The following is a 25,653-nucleotide window of genomic DNA, read 5'->3' on the forward strand; positions in this document are numbered from 1 at the left end:
TCCACCTCCGCGACCCGGATCGGCCACGAGCGCGGCCCGGGGGCGGGAAAATGTCCTCCGGCCGTGTCGATCCGCCCCGCAGCCGTTCGACGCGTCGGTGAGACGGCAGGAATCCCTCGAAGGAGACACCGATGAAGTTCATGATCGTGGGCAAGGCGAGCGCCGAGACCGAGGCCGGGGCGCTGCCCAGTCAGGAGCTGGTCGACGACATGCACGCCTACAACGAGTCGCTGACCAAGGCCGGGGTGCTGCTGGCGGGCGAAGGGCTCTACCCCAGCTCGTACGGCGCCCAGATCGCCTACAGCGGCGGCAGGGCGAGCGTGATCGACGGGCCTTTCACCGAGGCCAAGGAGCTGATCGCCGGGTTCTGGCTGATCCAGGTCAAGTCGCGCGAGGAGGCCATCGAGTGGGCTCTGCGGGTGCCGGTGCCGCCGGGGGCCGAGGGCGTCGGGCTGGACGTGTGGCGGGTGTTCGACGCCGCCGACGTCCCGGACGACTCGCTGCCGCCGCAGGAGCGCGCCCGCGAGGAGGCCCTGCGCGAGCGCCTCGGCGTGGAGGACCCCGACGCCTGAACTGAGTGCCTGACACCGGGCGCCTGACCTGAGTGCCTGACCAGCCCGCGGCCCGTCCGGGTCCGGCCGGGTTGCGGGGCGCGCGCCCGGCTGGTCTCATGGCCCGGTGACGGCTTCAGACACCCACCGTGCCATCGAGGCGGTATGGCGGATCGAGGCGGCCCGGCTGATCGCCGGGCTCGCCGGGCTCGTGCGCGACGTCGGCCTGGCCGAGGAGCTGGCGCAGGACGCGCTGGTCGCCGCCCTGGAGCAGTGGCCGGAGTCGGGCGTGCCGCGCAACCCCGGCGCGTGGCTGATGACGGTCTCCAAGCGCCGCGCCATCGACCTCATCCGCAGGAACGAACGCCTCCAGCGCAACCTCGTCGAGCTCGGCCACCGCCTCGACCTGGAGGAGGAGCTGCCCGAGGTCGACGAGATCGAGGACGACCTGCTGCGGCTGGTGTTCACCGCCTGCCACCCCGCGCTGTCGGTGGAGGCCAGGGTGGCGCTGACGCTGCGCGTGCTCGGCGGCCTGACCACCGACGAGATCGCGCGGGCGTTCCTGGTCCCGGAGTCCACGGTGGCCCAGCGCATCGTGCGGGCCAAGCGCACGCTGGCCGACACTCGGGTGCCGTTCGAGGTGCCGCAGGGCGCGGAGCTGGCCGGGCGCCTGTCGTCGGTGCTGGAGGTCATCTACCTGATCTTCAACGAGGGTTACTCCGCCACGGCCGGCGACGACTGGATGCGCCCGGGCCTGTGCGAGGACGCGCTGCGCCTGGGGCGGGTGCTGGCCGGTCTGATGCCCAAGGAGCCCGAGGTGCACGGCCTGGTCGCGCTCATGGAGATCCAGGCGTCCCGCTCGGCCGCCCGGGTCGGCCCCGCGGGCGAGCCGATCCTGCTGCTGGAGCAGAACCGGGCCCGCTGGGACCGGCTGCTCATCGGCCGCGGCCTGGCGGCGCTCGGCCACGCCGAGGAGCTGTCGGGCACGCCGGGGCCGTACACGCTGCAGGCCGCCATCGCCGCCTGCCACGCCCGCGCCCTCACCCCGCAGGAGACCGACTGGGTGCGGATCGCCGAGCTGTACGAGGCGCTGGCCAGGATGTCCCGCTCGCCCGTCGTGGAGCTCAACCGGGCGGTGGCCCTGTCGATGGCCTACGGCCCGGCGGCGGGGCTGGAGCTGCTCGACCAGATCGTGGCCGAGCCGTCGCTCAGGGACTACCACCTGCTGCCCAGCGTACGAGGGGATCTGCTGTTCAGGCTGGGCCGGGCGGAGGAGGCGCGGGCGGAGTTCGAGCGGGCGGCGGGGATGACGCGCAACGCCCGCGAGCGCGCCCTGCTGGAGGAGCGCGCCGCCGCCTGCGGGCGCGGCTGAGCCTCGCGGCTCTCGGGCGCGGCGGGAAGGTTCACGCGCCTACGGTACGGCCGTCCGCGCGCCGCCGCGACCGGTGACTGGGCCTCGTGACCGGGGGAAAGGGCCGGCGGTGCGGGTGACATGCCCTTGATGTGACACGAAAAGTGCCTCTTGAGGTGGGAGCGCTCCCAATCGGCTCTTTGGGGTGTTTATCCCACTAAAGCCAGTTTCAACAGTCCAAACTGCACCATTGGTAACGGTTACGTTTCGCGGGATTGACGTCCTCACCCGCTGAGTGCACCCTTTGTGGGAGCGCTCCCAAAGACTCCCACCGCGGCGGAGCGCGTGCCGCGGTGCACTCCCCCAACATTCACCCGAGAAGGGGTCCACCATGATGATCAGCAAGCGTCGCGGCGGTATCGCCGCGGCTTCGGCCCTGGCCGCGGTGGCGCTTACCGTCGCGTCCTGTGGTTCCGGCGGCACCACCACGGAGTCCAGCGCTCCCGCCTCGTCGGGGGCGGCTCAGCCGGTCACGATCCGGGTCCAGACGTTCGGCGGCGGCGAGAACTTCGGCTACAAGAACGCCATCGCCAAGTGGAACGCCGAGCACAAGGACATCCAGATCAAGCACGAGAACCTCACCGACCAGTTCGAGCAGCAGTACTGGCCGCAGATGATCCAGTGGCTGACCTCCGGCTCCGGTGCGGGCGACGTGGTCGGCATCGACGAGGGCGGCATGGGCCTGGCCAAGGCGCGCTCCGAGTGGTGGGCCGACCTGAAGGAGTACGGCCTGGAGTCCCGCAAGGCCGACTTCCCCGCGTGGAAGTGGGAGAACGGCGTCGCCGCCGACGGCAAGCTGTTCGGCCTGGGCACCGACATCGGCGGCATGAGCATCTGCTACCGCAAGGACCTGTTCGAGAAGGCCGGTCTGCCGTCGAACCGTGACGAGGTCAGCGCCCTGTGGCCGACCTGGGACGAGTTCATGAACGTCGGCAAGAAGTTCCAGGGCAAGGTCAAGGACACCAAGTGGGCTGACGGCACCAACACGCTGTACCAGGTCGTCCTCTACCAGGAGGCGGCCAAGAACGGCAACGTCAGCTACTTCGACACGAGCAACAACCTCATCGTCGACAAGAACCCGGCGGTGAAGACGGCCTTCGACTTCGCCCAGAAGATGACCCAGCAGGGCCTGACCGCCAAGCTGCGCAACTTCACCGACGAGTGGGCGACGGGCACCCAGAAGGGCTCGTTCGCCACGCTCGGCTGCCCCTCCTGGATGCTCGGCGTGGTCAGCGGCAACGCCGGCGACGACGCCAAGGGCCAGTGGGACGTGGCCTCGGTGCCCGGTGGCGGCGGCAACTGGGGCGGCTCCTGGCTGGCCGTGCCGAAGCAGACCAAGCACCCGAAGGAAGCGGCCATGGTGGCCGACTACCTGACGCAGGCGCAGACGCAGGCGACCGTCTTCACGGACTTCGGCAACATGCCGAGCAACACGAAGGCGCAGCAGGACACCGCCGTCCAGGGCGCGAAGAACGAGTTCTTCAACGACGCCCCCATCGGTGAGATCTTCGCCAAGTCCGCGGCGAGCCTCCAGCCGGTCTTCCTCGGCGTGAAGCACGCCCAGGTCAAGAACGCCATCGAGTCGGTCATCCAGGGCATGGACGACGGCTCCGTCTCTCACGACAAGGCCTGGCAGCAGCTGGTCGACGACGCGGTGAAGGCCGCGGGCTGATCCTCCCCGCCCGGCCCGCCAGCCGCGGGCCGGGCATGTTGCCGCCGAAAGGTCTGTTATGAGCCTCGACACCCTTCCGCGGGCGTCACGGAACACCCATCGCCGTGAACGCCCGCCCGGCCGCCGCTGGCGTTCCCGACTGGACGTCAAGGCGATGCCGTACGCCCTGGTGTCTCCCTACTTCATCCTGTTCGCCGCCTTCGGGCTCTTCCCGTTGGCCTTCACGCTCTACTACTCGCTCTACGACTACGACCTGACCGGGACCACGGAGTGGGCCGGGCTGGGCAACTACACCGCGCTCCTGGGTGACGACGACTTCTGGCGCGCCACGGTGAACACGGTGGCCATGTTCCTCATCGCCACCGTCCCCCAGATGTTCCTGGCCCTGTTCCTGGCCAACGCGCTCAACAAGCACATGAAGTTCCGCCTGCCGATCCGGATGAGCGTGCTGCTTCCGCTCGTCACGTCGGTGGTCGCGGTCGCGGTGGTGTTCACGCAGCTGTTCGCCCGCGACTGGGGTCTGGTCAACTACCTGCTGGGCCTGTTCGGGGTCGACAACACGAACTGGCGGGCCGAGCGCGTCCCGTCGTGGATCGCGATCGCCACCATGGTCGACTGGCGCTGGACCGGCTACAACGCGATCATCTTCCTGGCCGGCATGCAGACGATCCCGAAGGACCTGTACGAGGCGGCCTCGATCGACGGCGCCTCGCGCCGCCGGCAGTTCTGGCAGATCACGCTGCCGATGCTGCGCCCGACCATGATCTTCGTGGTGCTCAACTCCACGATCGGCGGCCTGACGCTGTTCTCGGAGCCGATGACGTTCTACAACGGCAACCCCGACGGCGGCTCCCAGGGCCAGTTCCAGACGGTGGCCATGTTCGTCTACAAGGAGGCCTTCCGGGAGTTCGACTACGGCTACGCCTCCGCGGCCGCCTGGCTGCTGTTCCTGCTGATCCTCATCGGAGCAGCCATCAACTTCCTGTTCGTGCGCAGGATCGGGGGCACGCGATGACCGTCTGGAAACCGACCGTCCTCACCAGGGTTCTGCTGGGGCTGGCCATCTTCGTCTCGGCGTTCCCGCTGTACTGGATGCTGGTCATCGCCTCGCGGACGAACGCGGACGCGGTGGCCTCGCCGCCGAAGTTCCTGCCGGGCGGGAACCTGGGCGACAACATCGTGCGGGTCCTCACCCACCCGGAGGCGCAGTTCCTGCTGGGCCTGACGAACTCGTTCATCGTGGCGACCGTCGTCACCGTCTCCGTCATCCTCATCTCGACGCTGGCCGGCTTCGCCTTCGCCAACCTGAACTTCAAGGGCCGCAACGCGCTGCTGCTGCTCGTGCTGCTGACGATGGCGGTCCCGCTGCAGCAGATGGGCGTGGTGCCGCTCTACCGGCTCATGGTGAGCCTGGAGTGGACCAACACTCTCAAGGCGGTCATCCTGCCGTACCTGCTCAACGGGTTCGGCGTGTTCCTCATGACGCAGTACACCCGGCAGTCGGTGCCGATGGAGCTGGTCGAGGCCGCCCGGGTGGACGGCGCCGCCACGCTGCGGATCTGGTGGAACGTCGTGCTGCCGGCCGTCCGGCCCGGCATGGCGGTGCTCGGCATCAACACGTTCATGCTCATGTGGAACGACTACATGTGGCCGCTGATCGTGCTCAACCAGGACAACCCGACCGTCCAGATCGCGATCAACGGGCTCAACGCGAGATTCTCCACGGAATACTCGCTGATCTTCGCGGGCACGGCGCTGTCCATCATCCCGCTCGTGCTGGTTTTCGTCCTCTTCGGCCGTCAGATCGTCGGCGGACTCATGGAAGGTGCGGTCAAGGCGTGACGACTCAAGAAGAACAGACGCGTACCGGACTGCGCTTCCCCGCGGGCTTCGCGTGGGGGGCCGCGACGTCGGCGTACCAGATCGAGGGGGCCGTCGCCGAGGACGGGCGCGGCGTGTCGATCTGGGACACCTTCACCGCGACGCCGGGCCGGGTGCTCAACGGGCACAACGCGGACGTGGCCATCGACCACTACCACCGCTACCGCGAGGACGTCGCCATCATGGCGGACCTGGGCCTGTCGGCCTACCGGTTCTCCGTGTCCTGGCCGCGCATCCAGCCGTCCGGCTCCGGCGCCGTCAACCAGAAGGGCCTGGACTTCTACAAGCGGCTCTGCGACGAGCTGCGCCAGCACGCCATCGACCCGTGGCTGACCCTCTACCACTGGGACCTGCCCCAGGAGCTGGAGGACAGGGGCGGCTGGCCCAACCGTGACACGGCCTACCGCTTCGCGGAGTACGCGGCGGCCGTGCACGACGCGCTCAAGGACTACGTCCACACCTTCAGCACGGTCAACGAGCCATGGTGCGCCGCGTTCCTCGGCTACGCCTCGGGCGAGCACGCCCCGGGCAGGCGCGAGCCGGAGAACGCGATCAGGGGCGCGCACCACCTCAACCTGGCCCACGGGCTGGCCGTCCAGGCGATGAACGCACGCAGGGTCGGCGGCTGCGTGAACCTGTACGCCATCACCCCGGAGACCGACAGCGAGCGCGACCTCGACGCGGCCCGCCGCATCGACGGCCTGCAGAACCGCTTCTTCCTGGACGCGCTGCTGCTGGGCCGCTACCCGGAGGACGTGCTGGCGGACCTGCCGTTCGACAAGGACTTCATCGAGCCCGGCGACATGAAGACCATCAACGCGCCCATCGACGTGCTGCTCGTCAACTACTACAGCCGCTTCACGGTCTCGGGAGCACCGGGAGGCGCGCAGTCGGCGGCGGCGGCCCCCACGGACTCGGGTTCCCCGTGGGTGGGCAGCGAGCACGTGTCGTTCGTCAACGGCGGCCGGCCGGTCACCGCGATGGGCTGGGAGATCGACGAGGGCGGCCTGGTGGAGATCCTCACCAGGGTGGCGCGCGACTACCCGCCGATCCCGATGGTCGTCTCCGAGAACGGCGCGGCCTTCGAGGACGTGCTGGACGAGGGCCGCATCCACGACCGGGAGCGGCTGGCGTACGTGGAGGCCCACCTGGGCGCCTGCAAGCAGGCCATCGACGCCGGCGTGCCCCTGGAGGGGTATTTCGCCTGGTCACTGATGGACAACTTCGAGTGGGCGTGGGGCTACGGCAAGCGGTTCGGCCTGGTTCGCGTGGACTTCGAGACGCAGGAACGGCTGGTCAAGGACAGCGCGCTCTGGTACGCGGAGATCATCCGGCAGAATAGGCGCCATGAACCGACCGACTCTTGAGGCAGTCGCGGCTCGGGCCGGGGTGGGCCGGGGCACGGTGTCTAGAGTCATCAATGGCTCGCCGAACGTCAGCGCGAAGGCCCGCGAGGCCGTCGAGCTGGCCATCCGCGAGCTGGGCTACGTGCCCAACCGTGCGGCGCGGGCCCTGGTCACGCGCCGCACGGACACGGTGGCCCTGGTGGTGTCCGAGTCCCAGTTCCGGGTCTTCGACGAGCCGTACTTCGCGGGCACCATCCGCGGCATCGGCTCGGCGCTGGCCGAGACCGGGTTGCAGCTCATCCTGGCGATGGCGCGCACCCCGGAGGAGCACGCGCGGCTGGAGCACTACCTGACGGGCCAGCACGTCGACGGCGTGCTGCTGCTGTCGCTGCACGGCGCCGACCCGTTGCCGGGCAGGCTGGAGGCGATGGGCGTGCCGACCGTGCTGGGCGGCCGCCCCGTCGGCCTCGACCCCTACAGCTACGTGGACATGGACAACAGGGCAGGGGCCCGGCAGGCCGTCAAGCACCTGCTGGGCCTGGGCCGCAGGGCGATCGCCACGATCGCCGGGTCCCAGGACATGGGCGTGGGCGTCGACCGTCTGTCGGGCTACCGCGACGCGCTGCTGCCGTCGGGCCTGCCGGAGCTGGTCGCCTACGGCGACTTCTCCGAGCACAGCGGCGCGACGGCGATGCAGGAGCTGCTGCGCACCCATCCCGATCTCGACGCCGTGTTCGCCGCGTCCGACCCGATGGCGCTGGGCGCGATGCGCGTGCTCAAGGCCGAGGGCCGGTCGGTGCCGGGCGACGTGGCGGTGATCGGGTTCGACGACTCCAAGGCGGCGTTGCACGCCGATCCCCCGCTGACCACCGTGCACCAGCCGACCGAGGCCATGGGCCGGCAGATGGCACAGTTGCTGGTGGCCAGGATCAACGGCGAGGAGCTGCGCCAGCCCGTCGTGATCCTCGACACGCACCTGGTGCGCAGGGAATCCGCCTGAGAGGGGTCACGTGGACAGCAGGACCAAGCGCCGGTTATCCGACGCCGAGCTCGGCGCGCTGGTGCGCCGGGCGGTGGGCGCGGGCGTCACGGCCGCGACCGAGCTGACCGACGGCTACGCCAACGCCGTCTGGCGGCTGAAGCTGGACGACGGGCGCGAGGCGGTGCTCAAGCTGTCTCCCCCGCCCGAGCTGGAGCAGCTCAGCTACGAGCGCAACCTGCTGCGCATGGAGGCCGCCGCGATCGGCCTGGCCGCCGCCGCGGGCGTGCCCGTGGCCGGGTTGCTGCGGGCGGGCTACGACGACCCGGTGCTGGGCGGCGACTACCTGCTGCTGGCCGCGCTCGACGGCGTGTCGTGGAACGACGTCAAGCCGGACAACCACGCGGAGCTGCGCAGGGAGCTGGGCGGGCATCTGGCCAGGTTCAACGCGGTGACGGGCGAGGTGTTCGGCTACCCGCACGCCGGGATCACCGGCGCGACGTGGCGCGAGGCGTTCCTGGCGATGACGGCGGCGCTGCTCGGCGACACCGAGCGGTACCCGACACCGCTGCCGCTGCCCGCCGGGGAGATCCTGGCGGTCTTCGAGGCGGCGGCGCCGGCCCTGGACGAGGTGACGACGCCGCGGCTGGTGCACTTCGACGTGTGGGCGGGCAACGTCTTCCTCGACCTGAGCGGGACGCCCAGGATTCAGGCGATCATCGACCACGAGCGGGCCTTCTGGGGCGACCCGCTGGCCGAGTTCGTCACGCCGACGATCTTCGGTGAGCTGGCGGAGGACGATCCGCTGCTGGCGGGGTACCGCGAGGTGACCCCCCTGGAGCTGACGCCGGCGGCGCGCACCAGGCTCGACCTCTACCGCGCCTACCTGTACCTGATCCTGCTGATCGAGAACGGACCCCGGCAGTACCCGCCGGACGAGTACGCCAGGGTCCGCGATCTCGCGACGGCCTCACTCAGCGGCGTGCTGGACCGCCTCGTGCGCGCGTCCTGACGGCGTCACCCGGCGGGGTGCTGGACCGCCTCGTACGCGCGTCCGGCGGGCTGTCCACCGGCTTGCCCGCAGCGGCCACCGCCCTTGACCGTGTTCGGCACGCCGAGGTCGGCGGGCGTGTTCCCGGTGCAGGCGAGCGCCCCCCTGATCGTGCTGCCCGACAGGATCGGCGCCGTGTTGCCGCTGAGCAGCACGGCGCCGCGCAGGTCGGCGCCCACGACCGTCAGCCCGGCCGCGCCGCTCACGGCCAGTGCGCCGTCCACGCGGGCGCCGAGCAGGTGCACCTCGGCCGCCCTGGAGGCGCTGAGCGCGCCGGTGATCCGGCCGCCCGTGACGACCAGCGACGCGCCGGGCCCGACCGTGACGACCCCCGTGACCTGGGCGTCGTCCAGGCAGGTGACGCCGCCGGTGACGGTGAGCGGGCCGCGGTGGGCGCCCGTGACGGTCCTGGTGCAGGCGGGCGGCGGGGCGATGGTGGTGACGGTGAAGCTCTTGGCCTTGCCGTAGTTGCCCGCGGCGTCGATCGAGCGGTACTCGACGACGTGCCTGCCGCGCGGCAGCTTGCCGTACACGAGGGAGTCGATCACCGTGCCCTGCTCGGAGAACGTCCAGGGCAGCTCCGAGGAGGTGGGCCAGCCGAAGTAGTTGAACCAGCCGTCGCCGTCCACCCGCGACTCCGAGACCACGTACCCGTCGCGGTCGTCGGTGCCGGTGAGCCGCATGGTGAAGGGGCCGTTGTAGACGTAGGTGTCGCCGGAGCGGGCCAGCGGCCGTGACAGCTCGTACGCCGTGCGCGGCCCGGTGGCGTCGATCGTCCAGGTGAGGGTCCTGCCGCCGAGGGTCGCCGTGAGCGTGCCCGGCTCGGCGTCCAGCTTCTCCAGGTCCAGGTCGGTGCCCTGGTAGGTGCGGCCGTTCAGGGTCCAGGTGACCTCGGGGACGGTGGCCGCGGGGTGGGTGGTCTCGACGTACACGACGTCGTCGCGGCCGAGGGGCCGGTCGGTCGGGGTGGAGGAGACGAACGCGGGCTCCAGGCCGTCCGGCGGGGTGGTGACCGCCGTGTCCACGGTCCAGGACCGGGTCCTGGTCATGGCGGCCCTGATGGCCGGGTCCCGGACGAACCCGGTCGGGTCCGAGACGGTCGCGGTGACGGTGTGCGTGCCCGGCGCGAGGCCGAGGGTGCGCAGGTCGAGGGAGTCGCGGTCGCCGGGCAGGTCCTTGCCGTCCACGGTCCAGGTGGTCACCAGGGAGTGGCTGACGGGGCGCATCGGCTCGACCCAGAGCACGCGGTCGGCGCCGACCGGCGCGCCGGCGGGCGTGGCGTCCTGGATCAGCATGGTCTTGGCGGTGATGCGCTGGGTCATGACCTCGCGGCTGACCTGGTCGAAGTAGTAGCCGAGGGTCTTCATCATCGAGTGGGCGCTGGGCCGCCACACGCCCGAGGTGTAGTACAGGCCGCCCTCGTAGCGGCCGATGGGGCCGCCGGACTCGCTGGGCTCGCCCAGCCAGCGCCACCACTTCCTGCGCTGGTCGAGCAGCTCCTGCTCGGTCAGCAGCGTGTGGTGGGCGCTGGACGGCTCGGGGCCGGTGTACGCGCCGCCGGGGACGCCGCGCTGGTAGTAGTCGTACTCGTCCTGCAGGCCGCCCAGGGAGTGGCCCAGCTCGTGCGGGCTGATCAGGGCGGACATGCTGTTGCTGCCGGAGGCGGTGGCGTACGAGCCGCCTGCCCCGCCGTACGTGCCGCTGTTGCCCAGGGCGAGGATCTGCCGGTTGCCGGAGGCGGTGCCGGTGACCAGGTCGGCGTAGCGGGTGGCGGCGGCGTTGTCCATGGTGATCAGGCGCTGGACGCTGGCGGGGTTGCAGCGGCCCCAGAAGCCCATGCTGAGCGGCGTCGTGCGGCGCGGCGCGTCGAGCCCGGGGTCGCAGCTGATGCCCGACTCCCCGGAGACGATGTCGACGCGGTAGACGTTGATGTAGTTGCGGTAGGACTTGAACGGCTCGATCGACCACATCACGTTCAGGTGCCGGTCGGCGTCGGCACGGAACTTCGCCTGCTCGGCCTCGGTGTAACCGTCACCGAGGATGATCAGGTTGAATCTCTTGGCCGGAGCGCCCGTCACCTGAACGGGCACGACCGTGGCCGAGCCGGGCTCGGCGGCGGAGGCGGGTGCCGCTGGGGACACGCATAACAGGGCGGCGGCCAGTGTCAGGGCGGCGAAAATACGCATGATCGAACTATCGGGCCGCCGGGGCCGCCCGTCCATCCCCGTTCGATCACGCCTCGGGCAGCTCGGCCAGCATGACGGGCTGCGTGGTGGGCCGCTCGGAGCCGCTCGCCGGCTCGACCGTGAGCGCGACGTGCCCGTCGCGGTCCAGCGGGGCCAGCATCATGGGGTGGCTCACGCCGTCCTGCCGCCGGTCGAGCAGGCCGGCCGGGCGCGGCCCGTCCGGGCCCATGAGCCACAGCTCGTATCCCTTGGTGCCGGGCAGGTCGGCCAGGCCGGACGAGGTGAACACCATGCGTCCCATGTCGCGCGAGATCACGACCGTGGCGGTGCCGCCGGTGGTGACGGGCTCGCGCATGGTCTCGGCGTCGGGCGCGGCCAGCACCGCGACCATCTCCTCGTTCCTGCTGGTCAGGTCGCTGAGGTCGCGGCGGGCGTCGAAGGCGACCACGCCGGAGACGGTGGCCGCCGCGGCGGAGACCGCGACCAGCACCGCCGCCGTCCTCGAACGCCGGCGCCGCAGCGGCACGACCTGCCCGCCGCCGGCCGTCCCGGGCAGCTGCGGGCCCGTCCGGTGGCCGGGCCGCTCCGGCGGCAGGCTGAGCGTCGCCGGCTGCCGCTCTTCCCCGGCCGGCGGGGCGGCGGGCGGCGGGCGTCTCCAGACGGTCGGGCCGTCGTCGCGGGGCTGCTGGGTCGGGTCCTCGAAGCCGCGGGACCTGGAGGCGGCGTCGAGCAGGCGCCGCCGCAGCCCGGAGGGCGGACGCTCGGCCACCGTCTCCGCCAGCCTCGCGGCCGTCTCGCGCAGCTGCCGCACCTCGGCCGCGCACGTGCCGCACGCATGCAGGTGCTTCTCGAACAGCACCCACTCGGCGTACGGCAGTGCGTGCACGGCGTAGGCGCCAGAGAGGGTGTGGAGTTCGTCCTTCATTTCCACTCCCTGTGTGTGAGAGGCGGCTCACTGCATGTACTTCGCCCGCTCGGGCACGCCGGATGGCCGGGAGCCTTGCTCATTTCGCATGAGATGGCACAATCTCATTAGGTGGTGAATTATGGGATGCGTGATAGCGGGCGGCGGGCCCGCCGGGGCGATGCTCGCCCTGCTGCTGGCCAGGTCGGGCGTCGAGGTGACGCTGCTGGAGAAACACGGCGACTTCCTGCGGGACTTCCGGGGTGACACGATCCACCCCTCGACGCTGCAGGTGCTCGACGAGCTGGGGCTGGCACGGGAGTTCCTGGAGCTGCCGCACCGCAAGGCGTACGACCTGTTCCTGGCCACCGACCGCGGCGACGTGCGGATCGCCAGCCTGCGCCGGCTGCCGGGCCGATACCGGTACGTGGCCTTCGTTCCGCAGTGGGACTTCCTCGACCTCATCACGTCGGCGGCCGGGCGCTACCCGGGGTTCCGGCTGCTGATGAACGCCGAGGCCCACGACCTCATCAGGGAGGGCGGGGCGGTGCGCGGCCTGCGCTACCGCGACCCCTCGGGCGAGCACGAGATCAGGGCGGAGCTGACGGTCGCCGCCGACGGGCGGCACTCGGTGCTGCGCGGACGGGCCGGCCTGGTGCCGCAGAACCTCGGCGCGCCCATGGACGTGGTGTGGTTCAGGCTCCCCCGCGAGCCCGGCGACCGCGACGACACGTTCCTGCGCATCTCGCCGGGGCACATGATGGTCGCCATCAACCGGGAGAGCTACTGGCAGCTCGCCTACCTGATCCTCAAGGGCGGTTACGACGGGCTGGTCCGGGAGGGCATCGACGCGCTGCGCGGCCCGGTGGCCGCGCTGCTGCCGTGGCTGGGCGACCGGATCGGGGAGATCGGCTCGTACGACGACGTCAGCGTGCTCACGGTCGCGATCAACCGGCTGCGCCGCTGGCACCGGCCCGGATTCCTGTGCGTCGGGGACGCCGCGCACGCCATGTCGCCGGTGTTCGGCGTGGGCATCAACCTGGCCGTGCAGGACGCCGTGGCCACCGCCAACCTGCTGGCCGGCCCGCTCGCCTCGGGCACGCCGGTGCCGGAGGCGGCACTGCACCGGGTGCAGCGCCGGCGCATGCTCCCCACCAGGGTCACGCAGGCGGCCCAGCGGCTGGTGCAGAACCTGGTGATCGGCCCGGCGCTGACCCATCGGCTCGACCCGTCGGGGCTGCCTCGCGACCTGACGAGGATCCCGCTGCTCAACCGGGTGGCGCCGCGCTTCATCGGCCACGGCGTACGGCCCGAGCACGTCACCGTAAAGGAACTTTGACCGCCCCTGGGTTCGTCTGCGTATAACCGCATTCTCACAACGTGGACAAGGGGGTCGGTGGTGCCGAGCCAGTGGAATACCCTCGTATCTCGTGAGCAGCAATCTAGTGGATCTCGATTCCTGGCGAGCCCTCCCCGCGGCGCAGCAGCCCGACTGGCCGGACCGCGGCGAGCTCGACAAGGTTGTCGCCGAGCTCGGCGGCCTGCCCCCGCTGGTCTTCGCCGGCGAGTGCGACCAGCTCAAGGAGCAATTGGCCGCGGTCGCCCGCGGCGAGGCGTTCGTCCTTCAGGGCGGTGACTGCGCCGAGACCTTCGCCGGCGCGACGGCCGACAACGTGCGCCAGAAGCTGAAGACGTTGCTCCAGATGGCCATCGTGCTGACGTACGCGGGCCGGGTGCCGGTGGTGAAGATCGGCCGGGTGGCCGGGCAGTTCGCCAAGCCGCGCTCCAAGGGCACCGAGACGCGCGGCGGCGTGGAGCTGCCCGCCTACCGGGGCGACATGGTCAACGGCTTCGACTTCACCCCCGAGGCGCGCAGACCCGACCCGTGGCGGCTGCTCAAGGCGTACCACTCCTCCGCCGTGACGCTCAACCTGGCGCGCGCCTTCACCAAGGGCGGCTACGCCGACCTGCGGCAGGTGCACGCGTGGAACCAGGACTTCGTGTCCGAGTCGCCCGCCGGGCGCCGCTACGAGCAACTGGCCAGGGAGATCGACCAGGCGCTGGCGTTCATGCGGGCGTGCGGGGCCGACCCCGAGGAGTTCCACACGGTCGAGTTCTACTCCTCGCACGAGGCGCTCATCCTCGACTACGACCAGGCGCTCACGCGCATCGACTCGCGTACGGGGCTGCCGTACGACGTGTCGGCGCACATGGTCTGGATCGGCGAGCGCACCCGCCAGCTCGACGGCGCGCACGTCGACTTCTTCTCGAAGATCCGCAACCCGATCGGCGTCAAGCTCGGCCCGACGACCTCGCCCGACGAGGCGCTGGCGCTGATCGACAAGCTCAACCCGGCCAACGAGGCGGGGCGGCTCACGTTCATCACCCGCATGGGCGCCTCCAAGATCCGCGAGCACCTGCCCGCGCTGGTCAAGGAGGTCACCGCGACCGGCGCCAAGGTGGCCTGGATCTGCGACCCGATGCACGGCAACACGTTCGAGGCGCCGAGCGGCCACAAGACGCGCCGCCTCGACGACGTGCTCGACGAGGTGGCCGGCTTCTTCGAGGTGCACCGGTCGCTGGGCACGCACCCGGGCGGCATCCACATCGAGTTCACCGGCGACGACGTGACCGAGTGCGTGGGCGGCGGGTTCGAGATCGGCGAGACCGACCTGGCCACGCGCTACGAGACGGCCTGCGACCCGCGCCTCAACCGCGGCCAGTCGCTCGACCTGGCCTTCCGGGTGGCGGAGCTCTACCGCGGCTGACCCGGGGCCCGGCTCAGGGGCCGATCGCCCGCACGTGCCGACGCGGGCCGGAGAACACTCCGGCCCGCGTCCGCGTCATCACAGCCCGTTCGAGTGATTTACCTCTCATTCCACAGGTGAACCGAATTCCCGGTATCACCGCAGGTTCCAGAGCTATGATCACCCCGAAAAGAGCCCATTTTTCGGGAGAAGATGTGGATAGTGCTCCGGAGGGGGTCGACCCCAACGTCCCCAACGTCGCGCGTATGTACGACTACTACCTCGACGGTAAGGACAACTTCGCCGCGGACCGGGCGGCGGCGGAGCAGATCCTCAAGAACTTCCCGGACACCAAGGTAGGCGCGCGCGCCAACCGTGCCTTCCTGCGCCGTGCCGTGCGGTACCTCGTGGACCAGGGCGTGCGCCAGATCGTCGACCTCGGCGCCGGCCTGCCGACCCAGGGAAACACGCACGAGATCGCCCCCGAGGCCCGCGTCGTCTACGTCGACTACGACTCCGTGGTGTGCGTGCACGGCAGGGCGCTGCTGGCCAGGAAGGAGAACGTCGACTTCCTCCAGGCCGACGTACGCGAGCCGGACGCGCTGCTCGACAAGCTGGGCGGGATGGTGGACTTCGAGCAGCCGGTGGCGTTCCTGGCGCTGGCGATCCTGCACTTCATCCCCGACGAGGTCGCCTACGACGTGGTGGCCAAGCTGCGCAAGGCGAGCGCGCCCGGCAGCCACCTGGTCATCAGCCACGCCGTGGACCCCACGCCGGACGTCACCCCGCAGGCCCTGGAGATCTACAAGAAGGCCACGGCCTCGCTGAACCTGCGCACCCGCGAGGAGATCCTGCGCTTCTTCGAGGGCTACGAGCTGGCCGAGCCGGGGCTGACGTTCCCGAACGGCTGGCGTCCCGACGACCCGTCGGCGCCGGGCAACGGCATCAACTTCGGCTACGTCGGCGTCGGCCGCAAGCCCGCCCTCTGACCTGCCCCGGGAACGCGAAAGCCCCGCCACATGGGCGGGGCCTTCTCGCATGACGGTCAGTTCTGCTGGGCCTTCTTCAGCTCCTCGCTGAGCTCCGCCCTGATGGCGTCCATGTCGAGCGCCCGGACCTGGCTGATCAGATCCTCGAGCGCGGGCGCCGGGATGGCGCCGGCCTGGGCGAAGACCACGATGCCGTCACGGATGGCCATCAGCGTGGGGATCGAGGTGATGTCGAACCCCTGCGCGAGCCCCTGCTCGGCATCCGTGTCGATCTTGCCGAAGGTGATGTCGTCATGCTTGTCCGACGCCTGCTCGAAGATCGGCCCGAACTTCTTGCACGGCGGGCACCACTCGGCCCAGAAGTCGAGCAGCACGATCCCCTTGTCGGCGATGTCGTTGAAGTTCTTCTCGGTTACTTCGATGGTCGCCACAAGTGGCTCCTCGCTCGTGTCGCTGGCAATGCATCCGTCTCAACCACGTACCCATCACCAGCATTCCATGCTCCGGCGCACCTCGCCGCCCGCTGGAGGACACAGGTGTACGACGCAATTCAGACCGGCTGTTTCCGCACAAACATGAGGAGACAAAAAATCAGCGAACCTTGACACCGGCCGCGACGGGTATCACCCATGCATGGACTGGGTCACCTGCGCGTATTCGGCTGCTTGCACCGGAGTCGCTAGCCGGCCGTCCGGCTTGTGCATGGCTCACCTCGATCCCGAGCAACTCGGCGCGGCCCTGAGCGCGCTCGCCCCCGGCCGCCTCATCGACCTGCGGGGCACCACCGTCACCAGCGACCTGCTGTCCAGGGTCCTCGACGCGGCCGGCCGCCGGCCCGGGCGGATGCGGCTGGACCGGGCCAGGTTCACCGGCGACGTCAGGCTGTCGGGGGTGACGTTCGCCGGGGACGTCTCGCTCGACGGCGCCCGCTTCGACCGGCTGGCCTCGTTCTTCGGCGCCCGTTTCGAGGGCAACGTGTCGCTGGCGGGCGTGCGGTTCACCAGGGAGCTGTCCTTCCACGGGGTCACCGCGCGCGGGCACGTCTCGCTCGACCGGGCCGTGATGTCGCGTGACGCGCTGTTCAGCCAGGCCGTGTTCGGGCACGGGCTGTCGTGCGAGCGGGCCAGGTTCGACGGGTACGCCACCTTCGACGGCGCCCGGCTCGGCGACGGGGCCGCGTTCAGGGGGGCGCGCTTCGGCCGTACGCTGTCGTTCCGCAAGGTCAGCGGGCACGCCGGGTTCGAGGCGGCGCACTTCGCCGCGGACGCCTACCTGTCGGCCACCGGGCGGCTCTCGGCGGCCAGGGCGCGCGCCGACGGACTGCTCGACGTGGCGGCCGCGCGGTGCGGGGTCGACCTGCGGCACCTGGAGGTGCGGGGCCCCACGACCGTGCGGCTGACGGACTCGCAGGCCGACCTGGAGGGAGCGGTGCTGCGCGGACCCGCCACCGTCATGGGGCGGGGCAGGTCCACGCTGACGTCGCTGCGGCAGGTCGACGCGGCCAGCCTGGAGCTGTTCGGGCTGGACCTGTCGGCGTGCCGGTTCGCGGGGCTGGCCCATCCTGCCGGGGTGCGGGTGAAGGAGTGCACGTTCGCGCTCACGCCGCGCGGGGTGCGGGTGAGCATGCGGTGGCCGATGGTGCGGTGGTTCTCGCGGCGGCGGGTGCTGGCCGACGAGCGCACCCTGCACGGCCGCGCCGGCGATCCCGGCGACCCCGGCGCCTCCCCCGACCGGCTGGCGGCGCTCTACGCCGGGCTGCGGCCCTCCGACAGCGCCACCTCGGCCGACTTCGCCTTCGCCGCCATGGAGATGCGCCGGCAGGCCGGTCACGGGTGGTGGCTGTCGGTGTCGTGGCTGTTGTGCGGGTACGGGATGCGCATGGGCCGGGCGGCGGTCTGGCTCGCGCTGGTGATGGCCCTGATGGCGGCGGCCGTCGCGTGGAGCTCGGCCTCCCACGCCGGCCACCGCCCCGGGACCGTCGGCCCGGCCCTGCACCCCTGACCTTCGTGACTCCGGCTGGTCAGAGCTCGGCGGCGATCAGCTCGATGGCGCCGAACATGCGCGGCCAGCCGCCGCCCATGATCCGCCGCGAGAGCTGCTGCAGCTCGTCGCCCGGGTCGAAGCCCTCGTGGTCGAGGAAGAGCCGCGTGCCCTTCCCCTCGGGCTCCAGCCGCCAGGTGACCGTCCAGTCGGCCCGCTTGTTGTCGCTCCAGCTGATCCGCAGCAGCTTCTCCGGCTCGATCCGCAGCACCTCGCAGTAGACGACCCCGTCGAAGCCGACCTGCTTCTTGGGCTGCGTGGTGAACGTGAACCGGTGCCCCACCTCGGGCCTGAAGTCGCCCGGCATGAGCCAGCGGGCGACGAGGTCGGGCTCGGTGAGCGCCCGCCACACCTTGGCGGGCGGATGCGCGATGAACTGGTCGAGCCTGATCGCGCGCAGGTCTTCAGCGGTCCGGTCGTGCGTCATGGTCGTCGTCCATTTCGTCGAGGAGGTCGGTCAGGGCGGTCAGGCGCTCGCGCCAGAACCGCTCGTACGGGGTGAGCCAGTCGCGGATCTCCATGAGAGGCCCCGCCTCCAGCCGGTAGTGGCGCTCCCTTCCCCTGCGGGTCTCGGCCACGAGCCCGGCGTCCCTGAGCACCTTGAGGTGCTCCGACACGCTGGGCCTGCTCATGTCGAACCGCTCGGCCAGCCGGCCGGCGGGCTGGGCGCCCTCGTCGAGCAGGAGGCGCAGCAGCTCGCGCCGGGCCGGGCTGGCCAGCGCGGTGAAGACGTGATCGGCGCTCACGCCTGGCTGACCACGAATCCGTTGCCGAACGGGTCGTGGAACAGCAGCTGGCGGCCCCACGCCTCCTCACTCGGGCCCTGGAAGGCGATCTCGTGCTCCTGGAGCCGGGCGGCCAGCGCGTCGAGGTCGGGCGCGCCCACCACGAGGCCGCCGATCGGGGCCATGTCAGGGAACCAGGAGGCCAGCAGCAGGGTCGTCTCGGCGCCCTTGGGCGCGACGGTGAGCCAGCGGCCCATCGGGAACGGGTTGTCGGTGCGCACCTCGAAGCCGAGCACGCGGGCGTAGAAGCCGAGCGCCCGTTCCTGGTCGGCGACGGGCACGGTGACCGTGAGGATGGAGGAGATTGGCATGTCAGCCACTATACGTAGGAATTTTCCTACATGACAACCCGGACCAATCTCAGGGTGCTCCCCGATGGACCCCCTAGATCGCCTTCCGTAGACTCGGGCACATGCTCATCGACGACTACGTGGCCGAGCTCGACGGCGTCCTGAGCGGCCCCCACGGCCCCAAGCGCGACCTGGTCGTCGAGGCGCGCGACAGCCTGGTGGACACCGCCGACGCGCTCGAGGCCGGCGGGCTGGCGCGGGTGGAGGCCGAGCGGCGGGCGGTGGCGGAGTTCGGCGAGGTCCACGAGGTCGCGCCCGGCTACCAGGCCGAGCTGACCGCGGTCGCGGGGCGGCGGCTGGGGGTGCTGCTGTTCATCAGCGTGCCGATCACCGTGGCCATGTGGTCGGTCCTGTGGCGGATCTATCCCGCCACCGACGACGTCTGGCTCAGCCAGCCCTGGTGGTACTCCCCCAGCTCCGTGCTGCTCGATCTGGTCCAGCTCGGCACCGGCCTGTACGGCGGGCTCGTGCTGTTCGCGCTGAGCCGTGGAGCGCGCTGGATCCGCCGCCCGAGGCTGGCGACCAGGTCGCTGGGCGTGCTCGTCTTCGCCTCCCTGCCGATCACGGCCGGGCTGAGCCTGCTCATGACGTTCGGCATGGAGTCGCCCAACACCCTGCACGGCCTGCCCGCCCTGCTGGCCAACCTGGTGACGTCGGCCATGTGGGGCATCCAGATCTACTGCGCCACGCGCTGCGTGCGCATGACGCGGGCCTCCGGCTCCACCCGCTGAGCCGGCGCGGGCCGGCCCCGCTCACCGCACGGCGCTCGCCTCCGACCGCAGGACGCTGCCGATCACGCTGGTGAACTCCTGCCAGGCCGACCGCTCCCCCTGGAGCTGCTTCCTGCCCGAGTCGGTCAGCCGGTACGTGCGCCGCTTGCGCCCGCCCACCGTCGCCCACTCGCTCGACAGGTAGCCGATGCGCTCCAGCCTGCGCAGCGCGGGGTAGACGGTGCCCGTGGGCACGGTGAGCGCGCCTCCGCTGCGCTCCTGCAGCGCCTCGATGATGGCGTAGCCGTGCAACGGCTCGCGCTCCAGCACTGAGAGCAACAGCGCGTCCATGTGCCCGCGCAGCGCATCCGGGTTCATGCCTCTGATCCTAAACACCGTTCCGCTAAGTAGCCAGTCTACATGTAGGCTGTCTATATGTAGGTAGGCACAACAACGGAGCGCTCATGGACGTACTGGATCTGGCGCGAACACAGTTCGCGGTGACGGGCAGCCTGCACTTCCTGTTCGTGGTGCTCACGCTGGGACTGGCGCCGCTGGTGGCGATCATGCAGACCCGGTGGGCGATGTCGGGCAAGCCGCTGCACGAGGGGATGACGCGGTTCTGGGGGCAGATCTACGTCATCAACTACGCCCTCGGCATCGTGACCGGGCTGGTGATGGAGTTCCAGTTCGGCCTGGCGTGGAGCGGGCTCTCGCACTACGCGGGCGACGTGTTCGGCGCCCCGCTGGCCATGGAGACCCTGGTGGCCTTCTTCCTGGAGTCCACGTTCCTCGGCCTGTGGATCTTCGGCTGGGGCCGGCTGCCCAGGTGGGCGCACCTGGCGTGCATCTGGCTCGTGACGCTGACGGCGTACGCGAGCGCGTTCTTCATCATGGTGGCCAACTCGTTCCTGCAGAACCCGGCCGGCGCCGTCGTCAGCGGCGACCGGATGGAGCTGGTCGACTTCGGCGCGCTGCTCACCAACCAGACCCTCGTCTTCTCCTTCCCGCACGTGATCGGGGCGGGACTGTTCACCGGGGGCATGGTGCTGGTGGGGGCGAGCGCGTACCGGCTGCGGCGCAGGGCCCAGGAGACCGAGTTCTTCGGCCGGTCGCTGCGGATGGGCGTGGTGACGGCGGCCGTCGGGATGCTGCTGACCATGGGCTTCGGGTACGCCCAGTTCGCCGGCGTCCCCGAGGGCAAGTTCGGCAGCCACAACACCGCCGCGGCCGTCCCGCTCGGGCTCATGATCGAGTTCGGGCAGCTCCTGGGGCTCGTCGTGCTGTTCGTGATGCTGCCGATGATCGGGATCCTGCCGCGGGCGCGGTGGACGCATCCGATCCTGATCGCGATGACGCCGCTGCCGTTCGTCCTGTCCATCCTCGGCTGGATGGCCAGGGAGATCGGCCGCCAGCCCTGGATGATCTGGGAGCGGCTCACCGTCGCCGACGCCATGTCGCCCGGCCTGACCGCGGGGATGGTGACGACCTCGCTCATCGGGTTCACCGCCGTGCTCGGGCTGCTGGCGGTCGTCGACTACGTCCTCATCGCCCGGGTGATCAGGCGCGGCCCGCACGCCCTCGACCTCGGCGCCACCGACCGCGAAGAGCCGCGCACCCCCGCGCTGAGCCACTGAGGAGCGTCTGGACATGGAAGTGATCTGGTTCGCCGTCTTCACGGTGCTGCTGGCCGGATATTTCGCGCTCGAAGGCTTCGACCTGGGGGTCGGCCTGCTGCTGCCCGTGCTGGGCAGGACGCGCGCGAACCGGGACCGGATGGTGGCCGCCATGGCCCCGTACGTGCTGGCCAACGAGGTGTGGCTGGTGGCGGTCGCCGGGACCATGTTCGGCGTCTACCCGCTGCTCGAAGGCAAGGTGCTGTTCGGGCTGTACCCGCTGGTCGTGGCCATGCTGCTGTGCTGGGTGCTGCGCGACGCCGGGCTGTGGTTCCGCCGCAGGCTCGACGGCTCCGCGTGGCGGGGCCTGTGGGACGCGGCGATCGCGTTCGGCTCACTCGGGCTGTCGGTCGGCTGGGGCATGGCCCTGTACGCCGCCGCCACCGGCTTCGAGTCCTCGCCCGTGCACCCGCTCGGGCTCCTGCTCGGCATGGTCGTGACGCTGCTGTTCGCCTTCCACGGCTGGACGTTCCTGGCCTGGCGGACTCCGGGCGTGTTCGGGGCCACCAGACCGGGGTGGGTGCTGATGGTGTCGGGGCTCGTCGCCGCGCTGCCCGCGCTGGGAGTGCTGGCGGGCGCGATGCCGTACCTGCTGGACCACAGCGCGCCGGCGGCCACGCTGAATGTGCTCAGTGTCATGGTCCTGCCCGTCGCACCCATCATGCTCGGGGCGCAAGTATGGGTATGGCGCACTTTCCGGCCAGGCAAGGACGCCTTCCGGCTCCCGTCGTTCTTCTGAGGGAACGTGCACAAGGATCTTCTCGCACTCATGCGGGCCGAGCGCTCGGTCCGCCTCCACCTCGGCCTCACCATGGCCGCCGCCGTGCTGGCGGGGCTGCTCGTGCTGGTGCAGGCCGAGCTGCTGGCCGGAGTGCTGTCGGGGCGATTCGCCCCCGCGGCCGCCGGGGGCGCGCTGGCGGCGCTGGCGGGGGTGGTGGGAGTGCGGGCGCTGCTGGCCTGGACGCAGGGCGTCTTCGCCGGGCGCACCGCCACCGGCGTGAAGTCCGCGCTGCGGCACCGGCTCCTGGAGCGGCTGCGCGAGCTCGGCCCCGCCCGGCTCGCCGCGCACCGCTCCGGCGAGCTCGTCACGCTGGCGGGGCGCGGCCTCGACGGGCTCGACGACTACCTGACCGGCTACCTGCCCGCGATCGCGGTGGCCGCCGTGGTGCCCGTGGCCGTCCTGGTCCGGCTGTTCGCCGCCGACCTGGCCAGCGCGGTGATCGTGCTGGTCACGCTGCCGCTCATCCCCGTCTTCGGGGCGCTGGTCGGGATGACCACGAAGGCGGTCACCGAGAAGCAGTTCGTGGCGCTGTCGCGGCTCGGCGGGCACTTCCTGGACGTGGTGCGCGGCCTGCCCACCCTGCGCGCCTTCGGCCGGGCCCGCTACCAGGCCACCGTCATCCAGCAGATCGCCGACGCGCACCGCGCCGCCACCATGCGGACGTTGCGGGTGGCGTTCCTGTCCTCGCTGGTGCTGGAGCTGTGCGCGTCGCTGTCGCTGGCGCTGGTCGCGGTGCCGATCGGGCTGCGGCTGCTCGGGGGGTCGCTGGATCTGACGACGGCGCTGCTGGTGCTGCTGCTGGCGCCGGAGGCCTACCTGCCGCTGCGGGCCATGGGGACACGTTTCCACGCCTCCATGGAGGGGGTGGCCGCCGCCGACGCGGCCTTCGCCGTACTGGATCGGCCGGAGGACGACGCCGCCCGGCCCGAGGCGTCCGGCGAGCGCGGGGAGACGCCGGGGGCGGCCGGCGAGCGGCGCGGGGCGCCGGAGATCCGGCTGGAGAACGTCACCGTGCGCTATCCCGGCCGCGACGGCGCCGCCCTGGAGAACGTCTCGCTCACCATCGGCCCGCACGAGCGGGTGGCCCTGGTCGGCGAGAGCGGCGGCGGCAAGAGCACGCTGCTCCACCTCATCCTCGGCTTCGTCCGGCCGTCCGAGGGCCGGGTCCTCGTGGACGGCACGGACCTGCGCGACCTGGACCTGGTGGGCTGGCGGGCCCGGCTGGCGTTCGTGGCGCAGCGCCCGCACCTGTTCGCCACCTCGGTGGCCGACAACATCCGCCTCGGCTCGCCCTCGGCCTCGCCGGACGACGTGCGCAGGGCCGCGGCTGCGGCGCACGCGGACTTCGTGGCGGCCCTGCCCCAGGGGTTCGACACGGTGCTGGGCGAGCGCGGCGCCGACCTCTCGGCGGGTCAGCGCCAGCGCATCGCCCTGGCCAGGGCCTTCTGCCGCCCGGCCGCGTCGGTCCTGCTCCTGGACGAGCCCACGGCCCGCCTGGACGGGCGCAGCGAGGCGGCCGTGGTGTCGGGCACCGCGGACCTGGCCCGCGACCGCACGGCCGTCATCGTCGCGCACCGCCCGGCCATGATCGACCTCGCCGACCGCGTCATCCGCGTCCACGACGGCCGTGTCGTCTCCGACACCACCCGCCACCGATCCCCCGCCGATCCCCGCGCGGCGGTGCGGAGCGAGGGGAGCGCGCGATGAACCGGCGGATGGGGACGCGGCTGCTGTGGGCCGTCCTGGCGGGGTCGGCGGCCGACCTGGCCGGGCTGGGGCTCATCGCCGCCGCCGCGTGGCTGATCACCAGGGCCGCCGAGCAGCCGCCCCTGGCCGCGCTGAGCGTGGCGATCGTGGCCACCAGGGCGTTCGCGACCGGCAAGGGCGTCTTCCGCTACGCCGAGCGCCTCACCGGCCACGACGTGGCCCTGCGCGCCCAGGCGGGCACCCGGGAGCGGCTGTACGAGGCCCTCGTCCCGCCCCAGCGCCCCCGCCACGGCGGCGCCGACCTGCTGAGCCGGATGGTGGACGACACCGAGGCCGTACAGGACCTGCTGGTCCGCTGCCTGCTGCCCGCCGCGGCGGCGGCGATGGCGGGGCTGGCGGCGGTCGTCGTCGGGCTGGCGATCCTGCCGTCGGCCGCGCTGGTGCTGGTGGCCGGGCTGCTGGTGGCCGGGGTGGCGCTGCCCGCGGGCACCGCGGCGGCGGCGCGCCGCTGGTCGGCCAGGATCGCCCCCGCGCGGGCGGCGCTGGCCGGCCGGGTGGCCGACCTGGTGCACGGCTCCGCCGACCTGGCCGCGTACGGGGCCGATGACGAGGCGCTGGCCAAGGCGCTGGCGGCCGACGAGTCCCTGGCCGCGCTGGAGCGCCGCCAGGCGCGCGTGCACGCCGCCGCCCTGGCGGGGGGCACCCTGGTGCAGGGGCTGACGGTGGCGGGCGTCGTGCTGCTGGCTCAGGGCGCCGGAGCGTCGTCGGTGGGCACGGCGGTGCTGGCGCTGACGTCCCTGGTCGCCTTCGAGCCGGTGCTGCCGCTGGCCGCGGCCGGCGAGCGGATGGCGGGCATCACCGCCGCCCTGCGGCGGCTGCGCGACGTACGCTCGGCCTCCCCCGCCACCACGGAGCCCGCCGCGCCCGCGCCCCGGCCCGAGGCGCCGCTCACCATCGAGATCGACGACCTCGTGGTCCGCCACGCGACCTCGGACCTGCCCGAGGTCCCGCCGGACGCTGCGCACGGCGGCCGTCCGGCGCCGGACGGGGCCGGACGGCCCGCACCGGAAGAGGCCGGAGAGCCGGCACCGGGCCGGGCCCACCGGCCCGCGCTGGACGAGCGTGCAGCGCCGGAGCGGGCGGGGCGGCCGGCGTTGGACGGGGTGTCGTTGCGGCTGACGCCCGGCAAGCGGGTCGCGATCGTCGGCCCCAGCGGGGCGGGCAAGAGCACGTTGCTGGCCGCGCTGATGCGCCTGGTCGAGCCCGAGTCCGGCCGCATCACCGTCAACGGCGTCGGCCTCGGGGACCTGGCGGGCGACGACGTCCGGGCGCTGATGACGGGCCTGACCCAGGACCCGTACATCTTCCGCGCCACCCTGCGCGACAACCTGCGCCTGGCCGGCCCCGACGCGGACGACGAGGCGCTGCGGCGCGCCGTGCGGGACGCCCGGCTCGACGGCTGGGTGGAGCGCACCGGCTGGGACGCCGAGCTGGGCGAGGACGGCAGGACCGTGTCCGGCGGCCAGCTCCAGCGGCTGGCCCTGGCCAGGGCGCTGCTGTACGACCCGCCGGTGCTGCTGCTCGACGAGCCGGCCGAGGCGCTGGACGAGGAGACGGCCGACCGGCTGATGGCCGACCTGCTGGACGTGACCCGCGACCGCACGACGCTGCTCGTGACCCACCGGCTCAAGGGGCTGGAGTCGGTCGACGAGATCGTCGTGCTGGAGGAGGGCCGGGTCGTGCAGCGGGGACGCCACGACGAGCTGGTCTCCGTGCCCGGCTACTACCGCGACCTGTGGGAGTCCGAGGTCCTGACGAGGCGATGACCGGCCCGCACCCACCAGCGGGCCGCTGAGCCCGCACCCGCGTGCGGGCCGCTGAGCGCAC

Annotated in this window: 24 protein-coding genes; 17 read left to right on the plus strand and 7 right to left on the minus strand. The window is 71.7% G+C overall.

Annotated features, from left to right (window positions below; all coding sequences use genetic code 11):
* The first annotated feature begins 131 nt into the window (after window positions 1-131).
* The 8 genes from HD597_RS30295 (at window position 132) to HD597_RS30330 (ending at window position 8,852) form a co-directional block, all read left to right on the plus strand.
* A complete protein-coding gene (locus HD597_RS30295) occupies window positions 132-572 on the plus strand; it encodes a YciI family protein (protein WP_253746338.1) in 441 nt (146 codons plus the stop codon).
* Window positions 573-678: 106 nt separating this feature from the next.
* A complete protein-coding gene (locus HD597_RS30300) occupies window positions 679-1,923 on the plus strand; it encodes an RNA polymerase sigma factor (protein ID WP_253746339.1) in 1,245 nt (414 codons plus the stop codon).
* 370 nt (window positions 1,924-2,293) lie between these two features.
* Window positions 2,294-3,634, plus strand: coding sequence for an ABC transporter substrate-binding protein (locus tag HD597_RS30305; RefSeq protein WP_253746340.1), 1,341 nt, complete (start codon window positions 2,294-2,296; stop codon window positions 3,632-3,634).
* 58 nt (window positions 3,635-3,692) lie between these two features.
* Window positions 3,693-4,649, plus strand: coding sequence for a carbohydrate ABC transporter permease (locus tag HD597_RS30310; RefSeq protein ID WP_253746341.1), 957 nt, complete (start codon window positions 3,693-3,695; stop codon window positions 4,647-4,649).
* Entirely contained in the window at window positions 4,646-5,476 is an 831-nt protein-coding gene (locus HD597_RS30315) for a carbohydrate ABC transporter permease (protein ID WP_253746342.1), read from the plus strand. The genes HD597_RS30310 and HD597_RS30315 overlap by 4 nt, the downstream gene beginning before the upstream one ends.
* Window positions 5,473-6,882, plus strand: a complete 1,410-nt coding sequence (locus HD597_RS30320; protein WP_253746343.1) for a GH1 family beta-glucosidase — start codon at window positions 5,473-5,475, stop codon at window positions 6,880-6,882. Before HD597_RS30315 ends, HD597_RS30320 begins: the two co-directional genes overlap by 4 nt.
* Complete coding sequence (locus HD597_RS30325) at window positions 6,863-7,861, plus strand: LacI family DNA-binding transcriptional regulator (protein ID WP_253746344.1); 999 nt, start codon at window positions 6,863-6,865, stop codon at window positions 7,859-7,861. The genes HD597_RS30320 and HD597_RS30325 overlap by 20 nt, the downstream gene beginning before the upstream one ends.
* Window positions 7,862-7,871: 10 nt before the next feature.
* Entirely contained in the window at window positions 7,872-8,852 is a 981-nt protein-coding gene (locus tag HD597_RS30330; RefSeq protein WP_253746345.1) for a phosphotransferase family protein, read from the plus strand.
* 5 nt (window positions 8,853-8,857) lie between these two features.
* Here the strand turns inward: HD597_RS30330 and HD597_RS30335 are convergent, their stop codons facing one another.
* Both HD597_RS30335 and HD597_RS30340 read right to left on the minus strand, forming a co-directional pair.
* Window positions 8,858-11,077, minus strand: coding sequence for a M64 family metallopeptidase (locus tag HD597_RS30335; protein ID WP_253746346.1), 2,220 nt, complete (start codon window positions 11,075-11,077; stop codon window positions 8,858-8,860).
* Window positions 11,078-11,123: 46 nt separating this feature from the next.
* Window positions 11,124-12,002 carry an anti-sigma factor gene (locus HD597_RS30340; protein ID WP_253746347.1) on the minus strand — a complete coding sequence of 293 codons (879 nt, stop codon included), beginning with the start codon at window positions 12,000-12,002 and terminating at the stop codon, window positions 11,124-11,126.
* 121 nt (window positions 12,003-12,123) lie between these two features.
* On the opposite strand from HD597_RS30340, the gene HD597_RS30345 reads away from it, so the two are divergent.
* The 3 genes from HD597_RS30345 (at window position 12,124) to HD597_RS30355 (ending at window position 15,717) form a co-directional block, all read left to right on the plus strand.
* Entirely contained in the window at window positions 12,124-13,320 is a 1,197-nt protein-coding gene (locus HD597_RS30345; protein WP_253746350.1) for an FAD-dependent oxidoreductase, read from the plus strand.
* A 91-nt stretch (window positions 13,321-13,411) separates the two neighbouring features.
* Complete coding sequence (locus tag HD597_RS30350) at window positions 13,412-14,749, plus strand: class II 3-deoxy-7-phosphoheptulonate synthase (RefSeq protein WP_253746351.1); 1,338 nt, start codon at window positions 13,412-13,414, stop codon at window positions 14,747-14,749.
* Between the two features lie 194 nt (window positions 14,750-14,943).
* Window positions 14,944-15,717 (plus strand): SAM-dependent methyltransferase, encoded by a 774-nt coding sequence (locus tag HD597_RS30355; protein WP_253746355.1) that lies wholly within the window; start codon window positions 14,944-14,946, stop codon window positions 15,715-15,717.
* A gap of 56 nt (window positions 15,718-15,773) precedes the next feature.
* On the opposite strand, the gene HD597_RS30360 is transcribed toward HD597_RS30355, so the two are convergent.
* Entirely contained in the window at window positions 15,774-16,148 is a 375-nt protein-coding gene (locus HD597_RS30360) for a thioredoxin family protein (RefSeq protein ID WP_253746356.1), read from the minus strand.
* Window positions 16,149-16,419: 271 nt separating this feature from the next.
* Between HD597_RS30360 and HD597_RS30365 the strand changes: the two genes are divergently transcribed.
* Entirely contained in the window at window positions 16,420-17,718 is a 1,299-nt protein-coding gene (locus HD597_RS30365; protein WP_253746357.1) for a pentapeptide repeat-containing protein, read from the plus strand.
* A 19-nt stretch (window positions 17,719-17,737) separates the two neighbouring features.
* Here the strand turns inward: HD597_RS30365 and HD597_RS30370 are convergent, their stop codons facing one another.
* From HD597_RS30370 to HD597_RS30380, 3 genes are read right to left on the minus strand one after another with little or no spacing between them, the layout of a single operon-like run.
* Entirely contained in the window at window positions 17,738-18,184 is a 447-nt protein-coding gene (locus HD597_RS30370) for an SRPBCC family protein (protein ID WP_253746358.1), read from the minus strand.
* Complete coding sequence (locus HD597_RS30375; RefSeq protein ID WP_253746364.1) at window positions 18,162-18,503, minus strand: ArsR/SmtB family transcription factor; 342 nt, start codon at window positions 18,501-18,503, stop codon at window positions 18,162-18,164. Before HD597_RS30375 ends, HD597_RS30370 begins: the two co-directional genes overlap by 23 nt.
* Window positions 18,500-18,853: a VOC family protein gene (locus HD597_RS30380; RefSeq protein ID WP_253746367.1), complete on the minus strand. Its 354-nt coding sequence runs from the start codon at window positions 18,851-18,853 to the stop codon at window positions 18,500-18,502. Before HD597_RS30380 ends, HD597_RS30375 begins: the two co-directional genes overlap by 4 nt.
* Window positions 18,854-18,954: 101 nt before the next feature.
* On the opposite strand from HD597_RS30380, the gene HD597_RS30385 reads away from it, so the two are divergent.
* Window positions 18,955-19,623: a permease prefix domain 1-containing protein gene (locus HD597_RS30385; RefSeq protein WP_253746368.1), complete on the plus strand. Its 669-nt coding sequence runs from the start codon at window positions 18,955-18,957 to the stop codon at window positions 19,621-19,623.
* A gap of 21 nt (window positions 19,624-19,644) precedes the next feature.
* Here the strand turns inward: HD597_RS30385 and HD597_RS30390 are convergent, their stop codons facing one another.
* Window positions 19,645-19,980, minus strand: coding sequence for a PadR family transcriptional regulator (locus HD597_RS30390; RefSeq protein ID WP_253746370.1), 336 nt, complete (start codon window positions 19,978-19,980; stop codon window positions 19,645-19,647).
* An 86-nt stretch (window positions 19,981-20,066) separates the two neighbouring features.
* On the opposite strand from HD597_RS30390, the gene HD597_RS30395 reads away from it, so the two are divergent.
* From HD597_RS30395 to HD597_RS30410, 4 genes are read left to right on the plus strand one after another with little or no spacing between them, the layout of a single operon-like run.
* Complete coding sequence (locus HD597_RS30395; RefSeq protein ID WP_253746372.1) at window positions 20,067-21,239, plus strand: cytochrome ubiquinol oxidase subunit I; 1,173 nt, start codon at window positions 20,067-20,069, stop codon at window positions 21,237-21,239.
* 13 nt (window positions 21,240-21,252) lie between these two features.
* Window positions 21,253-22,017, plus strand: a complete 765-nt coding sequence (locus HD597_RS30400; RefSeq protein ID WP_253746373.1) for a cytochrome d ubiquinol oxidase subunit II — start codon at window positions 21,253-21,255, stop codon at window positions 22,015-22,017.
* A 6-nt stretch (window positions 22,018-22,023) separates the two neighbouring features.
* On the plus strand, window positions 22,024-23,766 hold the full coding sequence (cydD, locus tag HD597_RS30405; RefSeq protein ID WP_253746375.1) for a thiol reductant ABC exporter subunit CydD: 1,743 nt from the start codon (window positions 22,024-22,026) through the stop codon (window positions 23,764-23,766).
* Window positions 23,763-25,592 carry an amino acid ABC transporter ATP-binding/permease protein gene (locus tag HD597_RS30410; RefSeq protein WP_253746377.1) on the plus strand — a complete coding sequence of 610 codons (1,830 nt, stop codon included), beginning with the start codon at window positions 23,763-23,765 and terminating at the stop codon, window positions 25,590-25,592. Before cydD ends, HD597_RS30410 begins: the two co-directional genes overlap by 4 nt.
* Window positions 25,593-25,653: the final 61 nt, after the last annotated feature.

The sequence above is a fragment of the Nonomuraea thailandensis genome (assembly GCF_024172165.1).
GTDB classification, from domain to species: domain Bacteria; phylum Actinomycetota; class Actinomycetes; order Streptosporangiales; family Streptosporangiaceae; genus Nonomuraea; species Nonomuraea thailandensis.

Coding starts and splice junctions, on each gene's coding strand:
- HD597_RS30295 (WP_253746338.1), top strand. CDS start 132: ATGAAGTTCATGATCGTGGGCAAGGCGAGCGCCGAGACCGAGGCCGGG.
- HD597_RS30305 (WP_253746340.1), top strand. CDS start 2,294: ATGATGATCAGCAAGCGTCGCGGCGGTATCGCCGCGGCTTCGGCCCTG.
- HD597_RS30310 (WP_253746341.1), top strand. CDS start 3,693: ATGAGCCTCGACACCCTTCCGCGGGCGTCACGGAACACCCATCGCCGT.
- HD597_RS30315 (WP_253746342.1), top strand. CDS start 4,646: ATGACCGTCTGGAAACCGACCGTCCTCACCAGGGTTCTGCTGGGGCTG.
- HD597_RS30325 (WP_253746344.1), top strand. CDS start 6,863: ATGAACCGACCGACTCTTGAGGCAGTCGCGGCTCGGGCCGGGGTGGGC.
- HD597_RS30335 (WP_253746346.1), bottom strand. CDS start 11,077: ATGCGTATTTTCGCCGCCCTGACACTGGCCGCCGCCCTGTTATGCGTG.
- HD597_RS30340 (WP_253746347.1), bottom strand. CDS start 12,002: ATGAAGGACGAACTCCACACCCTCTCTGGCGCCTACGCCGTGCACGCA.
- HD597_RS30345 (WP_253746350.1), top strand. CDS start 12,124: ATGGGATGCGTGATAGCGGGCGGCGGGCCCGCCGGGGCGATGCTCGCC.
- HD597_RS30365 (WP_253746357.1), top strand. CDS start 16,420: ATGGCTCACCTCGATCCCGAGCAACTCGGCGCGGCCCTGAGCGCGCTC.
- HD597_RS30370 (WP_253746358.1), bottom strand. CDS start 18,184: ATGACGCACGACCGGACCGCTGAAGACCTGCGCGCGATCAGGCTCGAC.
- HD597_RS30380 (WP_253746367.1), bottom strand. CDS start 18,853: ATGCCAATCTCCTCCATCCTCACGGTCACCGTGCCCGTCGCCGACCAG.
- HD597_RS30385 (WP_253746368.1), top strand. CDS start 18,955: ATGCTCATCGACGACTACGTGGCCGAGCTCGACGGCGTCCTGAGCGGC.
- HD597_RS30390 (WP_253746370.1), bottom strand. CDS start 19,980: ATGAACCCGGATGCGCTGCGCGGGCACATGGACGCGCTGTTGCTCTCA.
- HD597_RS30395 (WP_253746372.1), top strand. CDS start 20,067: ATGGACGTACTGGATCTGGCGCGAACACAGTTCGCGGTGACGGGCAGC.
- HD597_RS30400 (WP_253746373.1), top strand. CDS start 21,253: ATGGAAGTGATCTGGTTCGCCGTCTTCACGGTGCTGCTGGCCGGATAT.
- HD597_RS30410 (WP_253746377.1), top strand. CDS start 23,763: ATGAACCGGCGGATGGGGACGCGGCTGCTGTGGGCCGTCCTGGCGGGG.